This window comes from Streptomyces spiramyceticus (assembly GCF_028807635.1).
GTDB classification, from domain to species: domain Bacteria; phylum Actinomycetota; class Actinomycetes; order Streptomycetales; family Streptomycetaceae; genus Streptomyces; species Streptomyces spiramyceticus.
This window is the reverse complement of record NZ_JARBAX010000001.1, coordinates 3,195,631-3,211,150: the sequence shown is the minus strand read 5'-3', so window position 1 is coordinate 3,211,150 and position 15,520 is coordinate 3,195,631. Positions and strand designations below refer to the sequence as shown.

Sequence of the window (15,520 nt, the reverse complement as noted above, 5' to 3'; positions counted from 1 at the left end):
TGCCTTTCGGCCCCGTCTGTTCGCAGGCGGGGCCGATCTTTGTCAGCCTGATAGTCAGCCACCAGTTCGGTAGCGCGGTACGGAAGGACGGTCCCCGTGACGGAGGAAGCAGCGCTTCCCCAGGCGCCTGAAGAGGCACGGGCGGTATTCGGTGAGTGCTTTCCAGAGGCCGTCCGGTACGCGGAACTGCTCGCGGATGCCGGGGTCGAGCGAGGTCTGATCGGTCCTCGTGAGGTGCCGCGTCTGTGGGAGCGGCATCTGCTGAACTGTGCGGTGCTCTCCGAGGTCGTCCCCGAAGGCGTCACGGTCTGCGACGTGGGCTCGGGTGCCGGGCTCCCCGGTATCCCGCTCGCGCTCGTCCGCCCGGACCTGAAGATCACTCTGCTGGAACCGCTGCTGCGGCGTACGAACTTCCTCCAGGAAGTCGTCGAGCTGCTGGGCCTCGACCATGTGACGGTCGTCCGGGGTAGGGCCGAGGAAGTGCTCGGCAAGCTGCCGCCCGTCCATGTGGTGACGGCTCGGGCGGTCGCGCCGCTGGACCGACTGGCCGGCTGGGGAGTACCCCTGCTACGTCCGTACGGTGAGATGCTGGCGCTCAAGGGTGACACCGCGGAAGAAGAGATTAAGAGCACACGTTCTGCTCTGAGCAAGCTCGGAGTAGTGAAGACCGAAGTGCTGCATGTCGGCGAGGGAGTGGTCGATCCGCTCTCGACGGTGGTGCGTGTGGAGGTCGGGGAGAGCCCCGGAGGGGTGCGATTCGCGGCGAAGCGGGCCAAGGCAGCGCGGACTGGGCGTACGCGCCGCCGCCGTTGATCTTCCCTGTCTATCAGCGATGCTCCATACAAGCTGCCATACGTACGCATTTCGGAGTGTCGTGAAGGTGTAGCTGCGCAGCCGGTGCATCGTGTTTCACGTGAAACGTCGCTCTCTGCTGCATGGAATCATCAGCCGCGGTCGTGCGGCTGCCGAGCCGCGCGACCGTAGACCCGTGAGGGTTACGAAGTTGTCCACAGGCGTGGATTACTCCACAGAAGAACGGGCCTCGCTGGTTCATGACCCCGAAAGCATGGCAGGCTCTGTGCATTGCGAGCCTGAAGTCGAGGAGAGTGAATCCTTGCGGTCCGACGCCAACATCGCGGGACCGATGACCGATCCGGTCCCCGGTCCCCGTACCGAGTCGGCGGGGGAGGATGTTTCACGTGAAACACCGCCCCCGATGGACGACACCCCCATTGGTCGTGCTGCCCAATTGGCGGTAGAAGCTCTTGGCCGTGCCGGCGAGGGCCTGCCCCGGCCTGAGCAGACACGGATCATGGTGGTTGCCAACCAGAAGGGTGGCGTCGGGAAGACCACGACAACGGTCAACCTGGCTGCATCACTCGCGCTCCACGGTGCCCGTGTTCTGGTGGTCGATCTCGACCCGCAGGGCAACGCCTCCACGGCGCTGGGGATCGACCATCACGCCGAAGTCCCCTCCATCTATGACGTCCTGGTGGACAGCAGGCCGCTCTCCGAAGTGGTCCAGCCGGTCCCGGATGTCGAAGGTCTTTTCTGCGCGCCGGCCACCATCGATCTCGCAGGTGCGGAGATCGAGCTGGTGTCGCTTGTGGCGCGCGAGAGCCGACTGCAGCGGGCGATCCTGGCGTACGAGCAGCCGCTGGACTACATCCTCATCGACTGTCCGCCCTCGCTGGGCCTGCTGACCGTCAACGCACTGGTCGCCGGCGCCGAGGTCCTGATCCCCATTCAGTGTGAGTACTACGCACTCGAGGGCCTGGGGCAGCTCCTGCGGAACGTCGATCTCGTGCGAGGGCATCTCAACCCCGACCTGCATGTGTCGACGATCTTGTTGACCATGTACGACGGCAGGACCCGGCTCGCCTCCCAGGTGGCCGACGAGGTGCGCACGCACTTCGGCAAAGAGGTGCTCAGGACGAGCATCCCTCGGTCTGTACGGATCTCGGAAGCCCCGAGCTACGGGCAGACGGTCCTCACCTATGATCCGGGCTCCAGCGGATCGCTCTCGTATCTTGAAGCGGCCCGTGAGATTGCGCTGCGTGGCGTGGGAGTGCACTACGACCCGCAGCATGCCCAGTCGGGCACCCAGAACAGCCAGCAGAGCATGTCGGAGGGGATCCAGTGAGTGAGCGACGTAGAGGCCTGGGGCGGGGGCTCGGTGCGCTGATCCCTGCGGCTTCGCAGGAGAAGCCGGGTTCGCCGACAGGGGCGGCCTCGACTTCCCCTACGGCGGTGCCGGTCATGACCGCGGAGCGGGGCGTGGCAGCCGCGAAGGTCACTGCGCTTCCCGCGGGTCCCGTTTCACGTGAAACGGAAGTTCCCGCGCAGGTGCCGGAGCCGGTGGGTCCCGAGGAGGTGGCCGGTGCTCACTTTGCCGAGCTGCCGCTGGACTCCATCAAGCCGAACTCCCGGCAGCCCCGAGAGGTGTTCGACGAGGACGCTCTCGCGGAGCTGGTCACCTCCATCAAGGAAGTGGGCCTCCTCCAGCCCGTCGTCGTACGGCAGCTGGGTCCCGAGCGCTACGAGCTCATCATGGGGGAGCGCCGTTGGCGGGCATGCCGGGAAGTCGGCCTGGAGAGGATCCCGGCGATTGTCCGCGCCACGGAGGATGAGAAGCTCCTTCTCGACGCTCTGCTGGAGAACCTGCACCGGGCTCAGCTGAACCCGCTGGAAGAGGCTGCGGCGTACGACCAGTTGCTCAAGGACTTCAACTGCACGCACGACCAGTTGGCCGACCGCATCGGGCGCTCGCGCCCGCAGGTCTCCAACACGCTGCGACTGCTCAGGCTTTCGCCCTCGGTTCAGCGGAGGGTGGCTGCCGGGGTGCTGTCCGCAGGGCATGCCAGGGCGCTGCTCGCGGTTGAGGACTCCGAGGAGCAGGACCGTCTGGCGCATCGGATCGTTGCCGAGGGCCTCTCGGTACGTGCTGTCGAGGAGATTGTCACTCTGATGGGCTCACGTCCTCAGAGCAGCCCCAAGGCCAAGGGCCCGCGCGCCGGTGCGCGGGTGTCGCCCGCGCTTTCCGGTCTCGCCTCGCGGCTCTCCGACCGGTTCGAGACACGGGTGAAGGTCGATCTGGGGCAGAAGAAGGGAAAGATCGTCGTCGAGTTCGCGTCGATGGAAGATCTCGACCGGATCCTCGGCACGCTCGCCCCTGGGGAGGGTCGGGTCCTGGAGAGGGGACCCGCCGAGGAAGGCGAAGAGGACGACGAGAACTGATCCCTCGGAGAATCGTTGCAGAGGCGGGTTGTGTCCGGGGCGTTCCTGAACACGGCCCGCCCTTTGCTTTCCTACGGTATCCGTGCGACCGATGGGTGGATACGATGCGTTCTGGTATGGCACATCCACCTTGGTTCACTTCAGAAGGAGGCCGGTGGCCATGCGATCGGTGAGCCGCACCCAGCTGGTGACAGCAGGGCTCAGTCTCGGTGCGGTCGGCGGTTTCGTCGGCAGCCTGATTCGGGAGCGGGGCGCGCTGACGGCCGCCCGCAGTGCGGCAGGCGAAGGAAGTGAGGAACAGCCTTCATGGGGCGACGGCTCGTACCGCTCACGTTGGACAATCTTCCGGATCTCCCCAAGCGCTGCCGTGCCTGTGTCTTCTGGGAACTTGATCCCGTCAGTGGAGAAGCAGCGGTAAAGGCAGGCACACCCGAGCTGGAGAAGGAAGCGTGGATCTCCGCTGTCCTGCTGGAGTGGGGTTCCTGTGGCCGGGTCGTCTACGTTGACGATGTTCCTGTGGGATACGTGCTGTACGCACCGCCGGCGTACGTACCGCGGTCCACGGCATTTCCCACGAGCCCGGTGTCCCCCGACGCTGTGCAGCTGATGACCGCCTGGATCATGCCCGGCTATCAAGGTCAGGGTTTGGGGCGCGTGATAGTGCAGACCGTCGCCAAGGACCTCCTCCGGCGAGGGTTCAAGGCCATTGAGGCATTCGGCAACGCCCGCTGGACTGAGCCCGCCTGTATGTTGCCGGCGGACCATCTGCTGGCGGTCGGATTCAAGACCGTACGGCCCCATCCGCTGCATCCCCGGCTGCGGCTGGAGCTGCGGACGACGCTCTCCTGGAAGGAAGACGTCGAGTTGGCATTGGACAGGCTGTTGGGTGCGGTTCAGAAGGAGCCGGTGCTGCGTCCGTTGTGAAGGCGCATACGCCGTGGGCCCATCCCCCGTAAAGGGAGATGGGCCCACACGTGTTTCACGTGAAACAGAGACCAGGCGGTCAGGCCTTGGCGACCTCGTCACCGATGAAGTCCCCGAGGTCGCGGAGGAGCGCGGCCTTCGGCTTGGCGCCGACGATGGTCTTGGCGACCGCGCCGTCCTGGTAGACGTTCAGAGTCGGGATGGACATCACGCCGTACTTGGCAGCGGTGGCCGGGTTCTCGTCGATGTTGAGCTTGACGATCTCGATCTGGTCGCCGTGCTCGGCTGCGATTGCCTCGAGGGACGGGGCGATCTGGCGGCACGGACCGCACCAAGCGGCCCAGAAGTCCACCAGAACGGGCTTGTCGCTCTTGAGGACGTCCTGCTCGAAGGAGTCGTCGGTCACGTTCTTCAAGGTGCCGGCCACGGCAGCCTCCTTAACTTCGTGTGGGGTGTGGGGTGGGGAATGGCAGATCAGGCAGTGGCGGTCTTCTCGGGTTCCGCGACCTTCTCGCCGTCGGCGAGGGCGGCCAGGAAGCGCTCGGCGTCGAGTGCGGCCGAGCAGCCGGTCCCCGCAGCCGTGATGGCCTGCCGGTAGGTGTGGTCGACGACGTCACCGGCCGCGAAAACGCCGGTCAGGTTCGTGCGCGTCGACGGTGCGTCGACCTTCACATAGCCCTCGTCGTCGAGCTCCAGCTGGCCCTTGAACAGCTCGGTGCGCGGGTCGTGGCCCACGGCGATGAACAGTCCGGTCACAGCAAGCGGGGAGGTCTCGCCCGTCTTGGTGTCACGCAGGGTCAGGCCCGAAAGCTTCTGGTCGCCCTGGAGCTCGGCGCACTCGCTGTCCCAGGCGAACTTGATCTTCGGGTCGGCGAAGGCGCGGTCCTGCATGGCCTTGGAGGCACGCAGGGTGTCCCGGCGGTGGACGACGGTCACGGACTTGGCGAAGCGGGAGAGGAAGGTCGCTTCCTCCATCGCGGTGTCGCCACCGCCGACGACGGCGATGTCCTGGTCCTTGAAGAAGAACCCGTCACAGGTGGCGCACCAGGAGACGCCGCGTCCGGAGAGTGCGTCCTCCTGCGGGAGGCCGAGCTTGCGGTGCTGGGAGCCCGTCGAGACGATGACAGCCTTGGCACGGTGGACGGTGCCTGCGGTGTCTGTGACCGTCTTGATTTCGCCCGTGAGGTCGACCGACACGACATCGTCCGGAACGAGCTCGGCGCCGAAGCGCTCGGCCTGGGCCCGCATGTTGTCCATCAGGTCGGGGCCCATGATGCCGTCTCGGAACCCGGGGAAGTTCTCCACGTCGGTGGTGTTCATCAGAGCACCGCCTGCGGTCACAGCACCCTCGAATACCAGCGGCTTTAGCGACGCACGCGCGGTATACAGCGCGGCGGTGTAGCCGGCGGGCCCGGAGCCGATGATGATCACGTTTCGGACGTCGCTCACGGGTTTTTTCCTCGTCTCTGCGGACTGCCTGCTGCCTACGGGGCTTGGTCTTGGACTCTCACCCCACCCAACGGATCCTACGGGGCATGCATTCCCGAGGTGTCCGAGCCCACTCGGGCGCGTTTCAGCGGCGAGGGTAGGCCTGCGTCAGCAGAACCTTGCCCTTGGCGGGCGGAGTCTCATTGACGCAGGCGGCGTCGACGACGTACGCCTCCACCTTGGTGACATCGGTGGGGTCCGCCAGCACAACGAGGAAGGCGCTCTTGCCGTTGTACGTCCCCTCCTCGGCGGCGAGCGGCACGGCGTTGCGGCCGATCCCCTCCTGCACGCACGGCGGCACGTACACATCCGTCCCCCGCATGGGGGTGTTCTCGATATCGACCGACGGCGCCTTCTCGGGCTTGCCCTGCGACATCGGCTGCTTGGCGATCAGAGACTGCACGCGGTTCTCGAGAGCGGGCTTCGAGAACGCTGTCCCTCGCTCCTGCGAGGCGGTGACGTCCCCACCGGTGGACGAGCCATTACCGCCCGACGGTCCGACGGACTGCAGCAGGAGCAATCCCATGCCGATTGCGGCCGTCCCGAAGACGGCCCCGATGACGGCATTGCGGCGGCGGCGAGTCGCCTGACGGTTTCGGCCGGGCCCTGTGGTCGCGCGGGGGCGTCCCGCCGGGCGGTCCGGGGTGGCGACTTCGGGAACGCGCGTGGCAGGCGTTGTTTCACGTGAAACAGGAGCGGTCTCTTCGGGCGCTGTGGAGTCCAGGAGCGCTTCGGCGGCCAGTGCGGCATCGATACGGCCGACGACATCAGCAGGCATCCGATGCGCACCGGGCAGTGTGCCCAGCAGCCCGCGGATCTCCTCCAGAGAGGCCTGTACGTCGGCGCACAGCGCGCACCCGTCCAGATGGCGACGTACGTCCGCCGTGCGGGAAGGGGTGAGGAGGCCTTCGGTGAGATCGGAGATCTCCGAGACGTCCGGGTGCTGAGTCGTGCCGGCCGTCGATGTCATGCGCGCCCACCTCCGCCCTTCACAGCAGCAGGATCACTTGGTCCTGCATCTTTTCGTCCCGACGCCGGTGGGACGGATGCCCCGTGCGTCCGGTTCCTTCCCCCACCGAGGTCATTGCTATCCCCGGTATCCGTGCGCAGATGGGTGAGTAGTGGCAGCAGTCGTGCCCGGCCGCGCGCACAGCGGCTCTTCACGGTCCCGGTCGGTACTTCGAGGACGCGCGCGGCCTCCGCGACGGGGTACCCCTGCATGTCCACCAGCACCAGGGCTGCCCGCTGCTCGACGGGCAGGGTGGCCAGAGCCGCGATCAGTTCCCGGTGGAGGTCCTGGCGCTCTGCCGGAGCCTCGGCGGACTCGTGGGGTTCGAGGAGCTGATCCAGTCGCTCGGCGTCGTCGACGGGCGCTGTCTTGCGGGACGCGGCCTTGCGTGCTCGGTCGAGACAGGCGTTGACGGTGATGCGGTGCAGCCAGGTGGTCACGGCGGACTGGCCGCGGAAGGTGTGGGCGGCCCGGTAGGCGGACACCAGGGCGTCCTGAACCGCGTCAGCGGCCTCCTCGCGGTCGCCCAGCGTGCGGAGGGCTACCGCCCAGAGCCGGTCGCGGTGACGACGTACGAGCTCACCGAAAGCGTCCGGGTCGCCCTTGACATGGCGGGCCAGTAGATCCTGGTCGCTTGTGTCGCCGAGTGTGACGTCGTCCAACGGTGAGCCCCCTCCCCTGATGTGGCGGTCAGCCGGTGATTTTGATCTCCGAGATTCCACCACGGAAGGCGCCGGGTGAGCCGTCGGTCGGCAGCGATGTGATGTGGATCAGGATGTACCGGGTCCGGACGGGCTTGTCGAGCGTGGCTTCCAGCTTGCCTGCTGCCGGCTCCAGTTCGGTGATCTGCTGGGAAAAATCGGAGAGCGCGGAAGGATTCGAGGCATTCTCGTCCGCTGCGAGCACCTCTACGGTCTGACCGCTGCGGTACATGTCGATGTCGACGCCGGACACGTCCTGTGCGCTGCCGAGATCAACGATTATCCCGCTGCCGTCCTTGCGCTGCGGAAGATTGCCGAAGTTGGCGTAGCCCCTGTACTGCGGGGTGATCCAGGCCGTGCCTGTATTGCCGTCGATGGCTTGGGGTACGTCCTCCGCCTCTATCCCGTCGCCGTTCGGGGCGTACACGCGGGCGTCGGAGATCCGGAGCGGCTTCGGGTCGGGCCTCTTGGGCTCTTTGCCGTTGTTCGTCTGCGAGGACGTCTTGTCGTCGGATTCCTGGCCCCGGTCCAGGAGGGTGTCCGCCAGCTGCCAACTGCCCAGGCCGAGGGCGGCGATGAGCAGCGCTGCCACACCCCACTTGAGCACCTTGCCGGTACGGCTCTGGAGCGGGCGGGGCGGGGCGGCCACTAGAGGCTGGGTGGCCTGCGCACCGGAGTGCGGGCTCGGCCTGCCGTAGGTGCCCTGCTGGTAAGTGGTGCGCTGGTACTCCGGTGGCGCAGTGAACGTGGGCTCCGGCGGACGGATGCGAGGCATCGCCGCGACGGCCTTCGCCAGCTCGTCCGGGGTGGTGCAGGGCGGATCCTGGCGCGAGGCGGTGGCGCCGTCGTTGACCAGGGCACGCATGGCGAGCTCGGAGAGCCTCCGGTGGATGCCGGCGCGTACCTGATCGGGGGCGATGAGCCCGACGCCCTTGGGCAGCCCGGAGAGGCCGTACGCGTCCCTCTCGTACGGCCAGCGCTGTGTCAGGGCGGCGTACAGCAGTGCGCCGATCGCCTCGGTGTCGGTGCGCTGCGGCCGGTCGGATGTGATGCCACGGAGGGCGGCGTTCACCGCGAGCCCGCGGATCCGGTACTGGCCCGACGAGGTCCGCAGGATGGCGCCCGGGGTGAGCTTGAGGTGGGCGAGGCCCTCTCGGTGGGCGGCCGCCATGGCCTGCGAGATCTGGCTTACGAGCTGGTACGCCTCGTGGGCCTCGAGCGGGCCCGCTGCGAGCATCGCCGTCAGCTCTGTGGCGTCCGGAAGCCACTCGTGGACGACGTAGACGAGGTCGTTCTCCTCCACCGCGTCCAGCACCTGGACGAATCGGGGGTCGCCGAGCAGCGCCGACGAGCGGGCCGCGGCGAGCACGGACCTGGCCCGGGCGTGGTCCGCGGGCAGCAGGTGGACACCCACGGCGCGGCGGAGCTTTTCGTCGACTGCGCGCCAGCTGCTGAATCCGTCCAGACGGGTGACGCATTCTTCGAGCCGGTAGCGTCTGGCGAGCTTGTGCCCACTGTGCAGCTCGGGTGTGGCGATGGGAGTCTCGGAGCCTTGTCCCTCGCCGTCCGCTTCGCCCTTTTTCTCGTCCGCTGTGTCCTGGGCTTCCGCCACCCCGTCGGCCGTGGCCTTGTCCGCCTTGGCGGTCAGCGGTTCATCACCGCTGTTGTCGGCCACGTCGACGGCAGCCGTGCTACGTTCCGCCACCGTCGTTCCTGCCTCCCCATCCGTTGCGCGCTGTTGAACAGCCATGCCAATTGTGCCCACAGTCCGGCGCTATGCACGACACGCAGCGGCCGATGATGGTTGTGCGGGGCCCGCCCGGAGGTTAGCGCCCGAGCCGCCCTCGCACCATGCCCACCATGGCGTTGAGCTCCTCGATCCGCATCCGCTTCGCGGCGACGAAGAAGACGCCGAGCAGCACGATCCCCCCGACGACCAGCGCAGCCAACGATCCGAGGGCGTCGCTGCCCAGGACGTGCATGATGCCGAAGCCGGCAGCGCCGCCCAGGATCGCGGCCGGTACAGAGGCCCCGGCCAGGCGGGCGTACGTACGCAGGACGTGAGTGCCGTCCAGATCGCCGCCCAGCCTGTTGCGCAGGCGCCGCCAGGCGATACCGACGCCGATGGCGTAGGCCAGGCCGTACGAGGCTGCCATGCCGACCACAGCCCACTGGGCGGGCAGGACGACGTAGCAGACGGCTGAGGCCGCCGCGTTGACGGCGGCGACGATGACGGTGTTGTAGAAGGGCGTCCGGGTGTCCTCGTACGCGTAGAACCCGCGCAGGACGACGTACTGCACGGAATACGGGATGAGGCCGAGAGCGAAGGCCATCAGGATGAAGCCCATGGCCTGGGCGCCCTCGTGGCCGGTCGAGGCGAACAGCAGGGTGCACATGGGGACGCCGAGCGCGAGGAACGCGAAGGAGACGGGGACGATCGCGACGGCCGAGTTGCGCAGTCCCTGGGAGATGTCGTCACGGACGGCACCCGGGTCGTTGTCGTGTGCGGCGCGGGAGATGCGGGGCAGCAGGGCGGCCATGACGGAGACGGTGATGATGGCCTGCGGCATGCCCCAGATCAGCTGGGCGTTCGAGTAGGCGAGGATGCCCGCGCCGTCCTTGCCGGAGGCCGCGCCGGCCGCCGTGGCGAGCTGGGTGACGACGACTACGCCCGCCTGGTTGGCGAGGACGAAGAGAACGGTCCACTTGGCGAGCTTGACCGTCTTGCCGAGGCCGTGGCCCTTCCAGTCGAAGCGCGGACGGAAGCGGAAGCCGGTCTCGCGCAGGTACGGGATCATCGCCAGGGCCTGGACGACAAGGCCGAGCAGGGTGCCGATACCCAGCAGCCTGACGCCCTCCGCGGGGATGGTCTCGACGCCCATCTGGGACTCGGCAGAGGTGCCGTAGACCCAGATGAACAGCCCGAAGGTGACGATCATGACGATGTTGTTGAGGACCGGCGTCCACATCATCGCGCCGAATTTTCCGCGGGCGTTGAGGATCTGGCCCATGACCACATGCACACCCATGAAGAAGATCGTGGGCAGGCAGTAGCGGGCGAAAGTGACGGCGACGCTGTTGGCGTCCGGGTTGTCGGCGATGGTGGGCGACATCGCGTGGACCAGGAGCGGCGCCCCGAACACGGCGAGGACGACGATGGCGCCGAGAACGACCATGACGAGAGTGAGGAGGCGGTTGGCGAAGGCTACGCCGCCGTCCTCGTCGTTCTTCATGGCGCGTACCAACTGCGGCACGAAGACCGAGTTGAGGCCACCACCGACGGTCAGGATGTAGATCATCGTGGGCAGGGTGTACGCCACGGTGAAGGTGTCACCGAGCAGGGCCGCACCCAGAGCCGCGGTGATCACCAGGCTGCGTACGAAACCCGTGAGGCGGGAGACCAGCGTGCCCGCCGCCATCAGCGCGCTCGACTTCAGCACGCTCGCCGCACGGCCCGCGGGCTTCTTGGGCGGGGGTGCCGGAGCCGGTTCGGGAGCGGCCGCTGGAGTGGCTCCGCCCGCCTCCTGCTGGTCGCGGTAGAGGTGGGCAAAGGCATCCTGCTCCGGCAGCTCCTCGCCCGCCTGTGTGACCAGGTCGTCCACGCCCACGAACTGGGTGGTCGCGGCATCGTCGCCGTACGGCAGACGGCGCGACGGGCCGTCCGGCTCCGGCGGCGGGGTCTGGGCCCATACGCGCGGATTCGGCGCATGCTGCGGCGGGGACGGCTGCTGGTACAGCGACTGTGGCTCCTGGTAGGTACCCGGGGGCGGCGGAGGGTGCGAGGCGCGGTCGTAGAGCGCCTCCGTCACCGGATCCTGCGTGGAGGGGTCCTGCGACCGGTAAGGGTCGTGGCTGTAGGCGTCCTGGACATACGGGTCCTGGGCGGTCTCGGGCTGCTGCGGCGATGGCACATGGCCCGCTGCCGTGGGCTCCGGGGGCAATCCCCTGGAAGGCGCAGTGCCGCCCGCGCCTTGTCCACGGTCACCGTCGTACGGCGCGTTCACTGGTGCTCCCCTCGAGCTTCCTGTTCCGGCGAGCTGTGCCCTGCTGGGTGTGCGGCCACGGATCCGGGGACTGTCCCCCGGAAAGACGCGGCATTGCAACCCCTCATCGTCCTCGGCCGGCCGGCCACGGCGTTGCTCAACGGTCCACTTTCTCACCCGTGCCCGACGGGTTGCCGCTTTCCGGTCCAGTGTCCGGTGTCGGGTCACTCGGCTGCTCGGGGCCGTCGGCCCCGTCACCGGCCTCACGGGCCGCCGCACGCTTGCGCTGGGTGTACATCCTGATGCCCGCGAGAACAAGCAGCAGCACGCCGCCGGCGATCACCAGCATGACGGTGGGAGTGAACTCGTTGACGTCCACCGTGAACTCCATGGAGCGGCCGTACGGTTTGCCGTCCTCGGTGTAGAGCTGTGCGACCACCGGGACCGGGCCGTTGGCGTTCGCGGTGGCGGTGAACTTCACCGACTGGCTGTGGCCGCCCGCGACCTTCACCGGCCGCTCGGCGATGGTCTGCTTGCCGTCCAGTTTGAGGCGGGTGGGCTTGGTCGACTCCAGCCGCAGCACCAAGTGCTCGACGCCCTGCACCAGCTTGTTCTGGACAGTCACCGGAATGGTGGCGCTGCGCCCCGACAGGGTCGCATCGGATTTCTGAATGAGCTGCACCTCGTCGGTGAGGCTCATCAGGTAGCTCTGAACGCCGGTCCGGTACGCCTGGGCGGTCCGCTCGTTGCCGCGCCAGGACGTGGACATCGCTCGGTAGATCGCATTGCCGAAGGGCGTGACCACCCGGTCCTGTGCGGTCAGGATCACCTTGAAATTGTCGAGCTTGTCCTGCGTGGCCTTGATGTCCTGGAAGGCCTTGGCCGGAAGCTCCCGCTTGCGCAGCGCCCCGGGGTACGCGGCCTCACCCGGCACCTGGGTCGTGGCCTCGGCATCGGGCTTGGCTTTCGCCGCTGCCACCATGTCCAGCGGCTGGGACCAGCGCTGGGCGTCGAGCCCGTGCAGGGCGCTCGCCATCGACTGTGCCTGGCTCGCGGACGGCAGCCGCTGCGGGGCGACGACGATGCTGCGCTGCTTGCCCTCGTTCTGAAGGGTGATCGCCAGCGTCTGGGCCAGGAACTTCTGCACCGCGAGTGTGGAGTCATCCGCCGTCGACATGTCGCCCTGGAAGGCGGTGGAGAGCCGGGCGTCGGCGACTACGGCCGTCGTGCCGCCGCCGATCGGCCGGGCCGCGGAGGGTGTGTACGGCAGGCCCCCGGTCTCCTGCAGGCTGTCGCTGCGCGCGATCACGTTGTGCGCACCGGCCGAGGTGGCGACGTCGACGACCGAGGGGTCCACGGCACCGTCCACGGGCCACGCGAAGTCCGTCGAGGGCTCCGTGAGGAGGATCGACTGCACGGCCGTGGCAGCGACATCGGTCGCCGGCTTCAGGTGGCTGAGAGATCCGGGGACGTCCTTGCCGCGGTGCGCCAGAGAGGCCAGATCGGGGTCGGCGAACGGGAGCGCCACGACCTTGCGGCCCTGCACGGCCTTCTGGAGATTGCTCAGCCACCGGTTGGCGACGGCCTGGTTCTTTCCGGCGACCGTTGTTTCGCCGTCCTCGGACTTGACCTGGTAGCCCTTTGTCATCGCTTCGACGGTGGCGAGCAGGTCCGGGTCCACGACCCACGTCACCGGCAGCTCTTTGCCGAGCGAGACGAGCTGCTCCAGCCGTCCCCCCGGTGCGAGCTCCGCGCCGAGGTCGTCGTTCTTGAAGACCGGAGTCTGCTGCTCGTCCGAACCTGTCTCGGCGGTGAGATGTGTGGAGGAAATCAGCGGCCAGAGATAGGTGAGCTGGGTCTTCTTCTCCGTGTCCTCCGGCTGCCAGGGCAGGAAGGTCCGTTCGATGCCCAGCACCTGCTCGTACGGGCGGGTCGGCGTCTGCCCCCACAGGGACACACCCAGCTGGTAGACCCCCTGGTCGCCGAGACCCAGCTTGCCGACCGGCACCGTGATGCTGAATCCCTCGCTTATCCCGGCGGGGAGCTTCGCGAACTTCTTGGTGAACTTCCCGCCGATTTCCGCGGCGTCGAGCCCGTTCGTGTACCCGGTGCGTTCGGCCGCCGAGTCGATCGCGGACCTACTGGACATCCGCGGCCCGACGCCCAGCCCGACATGGGCGTCGGTGACGGTTTCCTTGCCCCTGTTGGTGATCGTGCCCGAGACCGTGACCTTGCCGCCCTCCACCGGGGCGCTGGGGGTCAGTGTGTCGAGGGACACGTCGACGGTGCGTGAGCCGGTGCCCTCCTCCGCGGCGTGCGCGGGGGCAGCCGCCGGGAGGCACAAGAGGCCCGCTACCAGGGGGGTGCCGGCGAGCAGCGCTGCTGTGCGCCGCAGCCACCGGCGGGCAGGTGAGGGAGTCGTCCCCTGGAAGTCTGCCGCCTCGGCCACGCGCTCGCCCGTCCCTTGTCGTCGTCTGCTGCCGGTGGTGGTGGTTGTCGATTAATGCGTCCACGCATGGTAACGAGGTGCGCTGTGGCGAAGTGCTGCGGACTGCGCCACATGATCGCGAGAGTGTTCCGGGCGGAGGGAAACTGGGGAGCTTCGGCCGGCTGGGGCACGTACCCTTTTCTGTTGTGCCGAACGCCAACGAAGACAATCCCAGTGCCCTGAGCCAGGTGCAGCGCCGCGCGGTCAGCGAGCTGCTGCGAGTCGCCCCTGTCGCCGACGACCTCGCTCGCCGCTTCCAGGAGGCGGGGTTCAGTCTCGCCCTGGTCGGTGGATCGGTCAGGGACGCGTTGCTCGGCAGGCTCGGCAACGACCTGGACTTCACGACCGACGCCCGCCCCGAGGACGTGCTGAAGATCGTCCGGCCGTGGGCGGACTCGGTGTGGGAGGTCGGGATCGCCTTCGGGACGGTGGGATCCCAGAAGATGGGCTACCAGATCGAGGTCACGACGTACCGTTCCGAGGCGTACGACAGGAACTCGCGCAAGCCCGAGGTGTCCTACGGCGACTCCATCGAGGAAGATCTCGTACGCCGCGACTTCACCGTCAACGCGATGGCCGTCGCGCTCCCGGAGAAGGAGTTCATCGACCCGCACGGTGGCTTGGAAGACCTCGCGGCCCGTGTTCTGCGCACTCCCGGGACGCCCGAGGAGTCGTTCTCCGACGACCCGCTGCGCATGATGCGCGCAGCACGGTTCGCCGCTCAGCTCGACTTCGAGGTGGCGCCCGAAGTTGTCGCCGCGATGACGGCCATGGCCGAGCGCCTGGAGATCGTCTCGGCGGAGCGAGTACGTGACGAGCTCAACAAGCTGATTCTCTCGGACGACCCGCGCAAGGGTCTGAGGCTGCTTGTCGACACCGGGCTCGCCGAGTACGTGCTTCCAGAGCTGCCTGAGCTGCGCCTGGAGAGTGATGAGCATCACAGGCACAAGGACGTCTATGAGCACTCGCTGACCGTGCTGGAACAGGCCATGGACCTCGAAGAGGACGGTCCGGACCTCGTTCTGCGGCTGGCGGCTCTGCTGCATGACATCGGGAAGCCGAGGACGCGGCGCTTCGAGGCGGACGGTCGGGTCTCGTTCCATCACCACGAGGTGGTGGGGGCCAAGATGACCAAGAAGCGCATGACCGCTCTCAAGTACTCCAACGACCTGATCAAGGACGTCTCGACACTCGTGGAGCTCCATCTGCGCTTCCACGGGTACGGGACCGGGGAGTGGACCGACTCGGCGGTGCGACGGTACGTACGCGATGCGGGCCCGCTGCTGGACCGGCTGCACAAGCTGACCCGTTCTGACTGCACTACGCGCAACAAGCGCAAGGCGGGCGCGCTCTCGCGGGCCTACGACGGGCTTGAGGAGCGCATTGCGGAGCTGCAGCAGCAGGAGGAGCTGGACTCCATCCGGCCCGATCTGGACGGCAACCAGATCATGGAGATTCTGGGCATCAGGCCCGGCCCGGAGATCGGCAAGGCGTACAAGTTCCTGCTCGAGCTGCGGCTGGAGAACGGCCCGATGGAGCACGAGGCGGCGGTCGCGGCACTCAAGGAGTGGTGGGCGGCCCAGAGCTGAGCGCATGTTTCACGTGAAACATGACGGAGTGCGGATGGGCTGAGGGGCGGTGTTTCACGTGAAACACCGCCCCTTCCGCGTCAGCCGATCCAGTCGCTTCG

Annotated in this window: 12 protein-coding genes; 5 read left to right on the top strand and 7 right to left on the bottom strand. The window is 67.6% G+C overall.

The window, feature by feature from the left end:
• Positions 1–96 precede the first annotated feature (96 nt).
• From rsmG to PXH83_RS14425, 4 genes are all read left to right on the top strand, one after another.
• The gene (gene rsmG / locus PXH83_RS14440) at positions 97–813 is read left to right on the top strand and encodes a 16S rRNA (guanine(527)-N(7))-methyltransferase RsmG (protein ID WP_274560544.1); all 717 of its coding nucleotides are present in this window, start codon (positions 97–99) and stop codon (positions 811–813) included.
• 253 nt (positions 814–1,066) lie between these two features.
• Positions 1,067–2,143: a ParA family protein gene (locus tag PXH83_RS14435; RefSeq protein WP_214920737.1), complete on the top strand. Its 1,077-nt coding sequence runs from the start codon at positions 1,067–1,069 to the stop codon at positions 2,141–2,143.
• The gene (locus PXH83_RS14430; RefSeq protein WP_274560543.1) at positions 2,140–3,237 is read left to right on the top strand and encodes a ParB/RepB/Spo0J family partition protein; all 1,098 of its coding nucleotides are present in this window, start codon (positions 2,140–2,142) and stop codon (positions 3,235–3,237) included. Before PXH83_RS14435 ends, PXH83_RS14430 begins: the two co-directional genes overlap by 4 nt.
• A gap of 306 nt (positions 3,238–3,543) precedes the next feature.
• Complete coding sequence (locus PXH83_RS14425) at positions 3,544–4,161, top strand: GNAT family N-acetyltransferase (RefSeq protein WP_274560542.1); 618 nt, start codon at positions 3,544–3,546, stop codon at positions 4,159–4,161.
• Between the two features lie 79 nt (positions 4,162–4,240).
• Here PXH83_RS14425 and trxA read toward each other — a convergent pair whose 3' ends face one another.
• The 7 genes from trxA to PXH83_RS14390 all read right to left on the bottom strand — a co-directional run bounded on the left by trxA (position 4,241) and on the right by PXH83_RS14390 (position 13,791).
• Positions 4,241–4,588 carry a thioredoxin gene (gene trxA, locus PXH83_RS14420; protein ID WP_274560541.1) on the bottom strand — a complete coding sequence of 116 codons (348 nt, stop codon included), beginning with the start codon at positions 4,586–4,588 and terminating at the stop codon, positions 4,241–4,243.
• Between the two features lie 47 nt (positions 4,589–4,635).
• On the bottom strand, positions 4,636–5,610 hold the full coding sequence (gene trxB / locus PXH83_RS14415; protein ID WP_274560540.1) for a thioredoxin-disulfide reductase: 975 nt from the start codon (positions 5,608–5,610) through the stop codon (positions 4,636–4,638).
• A gap of 124 nt (positions 5,611–5,734) precedes the next feature.
• Positions 5,735–6,619 carry a zf-HC2 domain-containing protein gene (locus tag PXH83_RS14410; protein ID WP_274560539.1) on the bottom strand — a complete coding sequence of 295 codons (885 nt, stop codon included), beginning with the start codon at positions 6,617–6,619 and terminating at the stop codon, positions 5,735–5,737.
• Positions 6,616–7,320 carry an RNA polymerase sigma factor SigM gene (sigM, locus tag PXH83_RS14405; protein WP_274560538.1) on the bottom strand — a complete coding sequence of 235 codons (705 nt, stop codon included), beginning with the start codon at positions 7,318–7,320 and terminating at the stop codon, positions 6,616–6,618. The genes PXH83_RS14410 and sigM overlap by 4 nt, the downstream gene beginning before the upstream one ends.
• Before the next feature lie 28 nt (positions 7,321–7,348).
• Complete coding sequence (locus tag PXH83_RS14400; protein ID WP_274560536.1) at positions 7,349–9,064, bottom strand: protein kinase family protein; 1,716 nt, start codon at positions 9,062–9,064, stop codon at positions 7,349–7,351.
• Between the two features lie 121 nt (positions 9,065–9,185).
• Positions 9,186–11,363, bottom strand: a complete 2,178-nt coding sequence (gene murJ / locus PXH83_RS14395) for a murein biosynthesis integral membrane protein MurJ (protein ID WP_274560535.1) — start codon at positions 11,361–11,363, stop codon at positions 9,186–9,188.
• A 136-nt stretch (positions 11,364–11,499) separates the two neighbouring features.
• On the bottom strand, positions 11,500–13,791 hold the full coding sequence (locus PXH83_RS14390; RefSeq protein WP_274560534.1) for a DUF6049 family protein: 2,292 nt from the start codon (positions 13,789–13,791) through the stop codon (positions 11,500–11,502).
• A gap of 185 nt (positions 13,792–13,976) precedes the next feature.
• Here PXH83_RS14390 and PXH83_RS14385 point away from each other — a divergent pair, with 185 nt between their 5' ends.
• On the top strand, positions 13,977–15,419 hold the full coding sequence (locus PXH83_RS14385) for a CCA tRNA nucleotidyltransferase (RefSeq protein ID WP_274560533.1): 1,443 nt from the start codon (positions 13,977–13,979) through the stop codon (positions 15,417–15,419).
• Positions 15,420–15,520: the final 101 nt, after the last annotated feature.

Coding starts and splice junctions, on each gene's coding strand:
- PXH83_RS14435 (WP_214920737.1), top strand. CDS start 1,067: ATGGCAGGCTCTGTGCATTGCGAGCCTGAAGTCGAGGAGAGTGAATCC.
- PXH83_RS14425 (WP_274560542.1), top strand. CDS start 3,544: ATGGGGCGACGGCTCGTACCGCTCACGTTGGACAATCTTCCGGATCTC.
- PXH83_RS14410 (WP_274560539.1), bottom strand. CDS start 6,619: ATGACATCGACGGCCGGCACGACTCAGCACCCGGACGTCTCGGAGATC.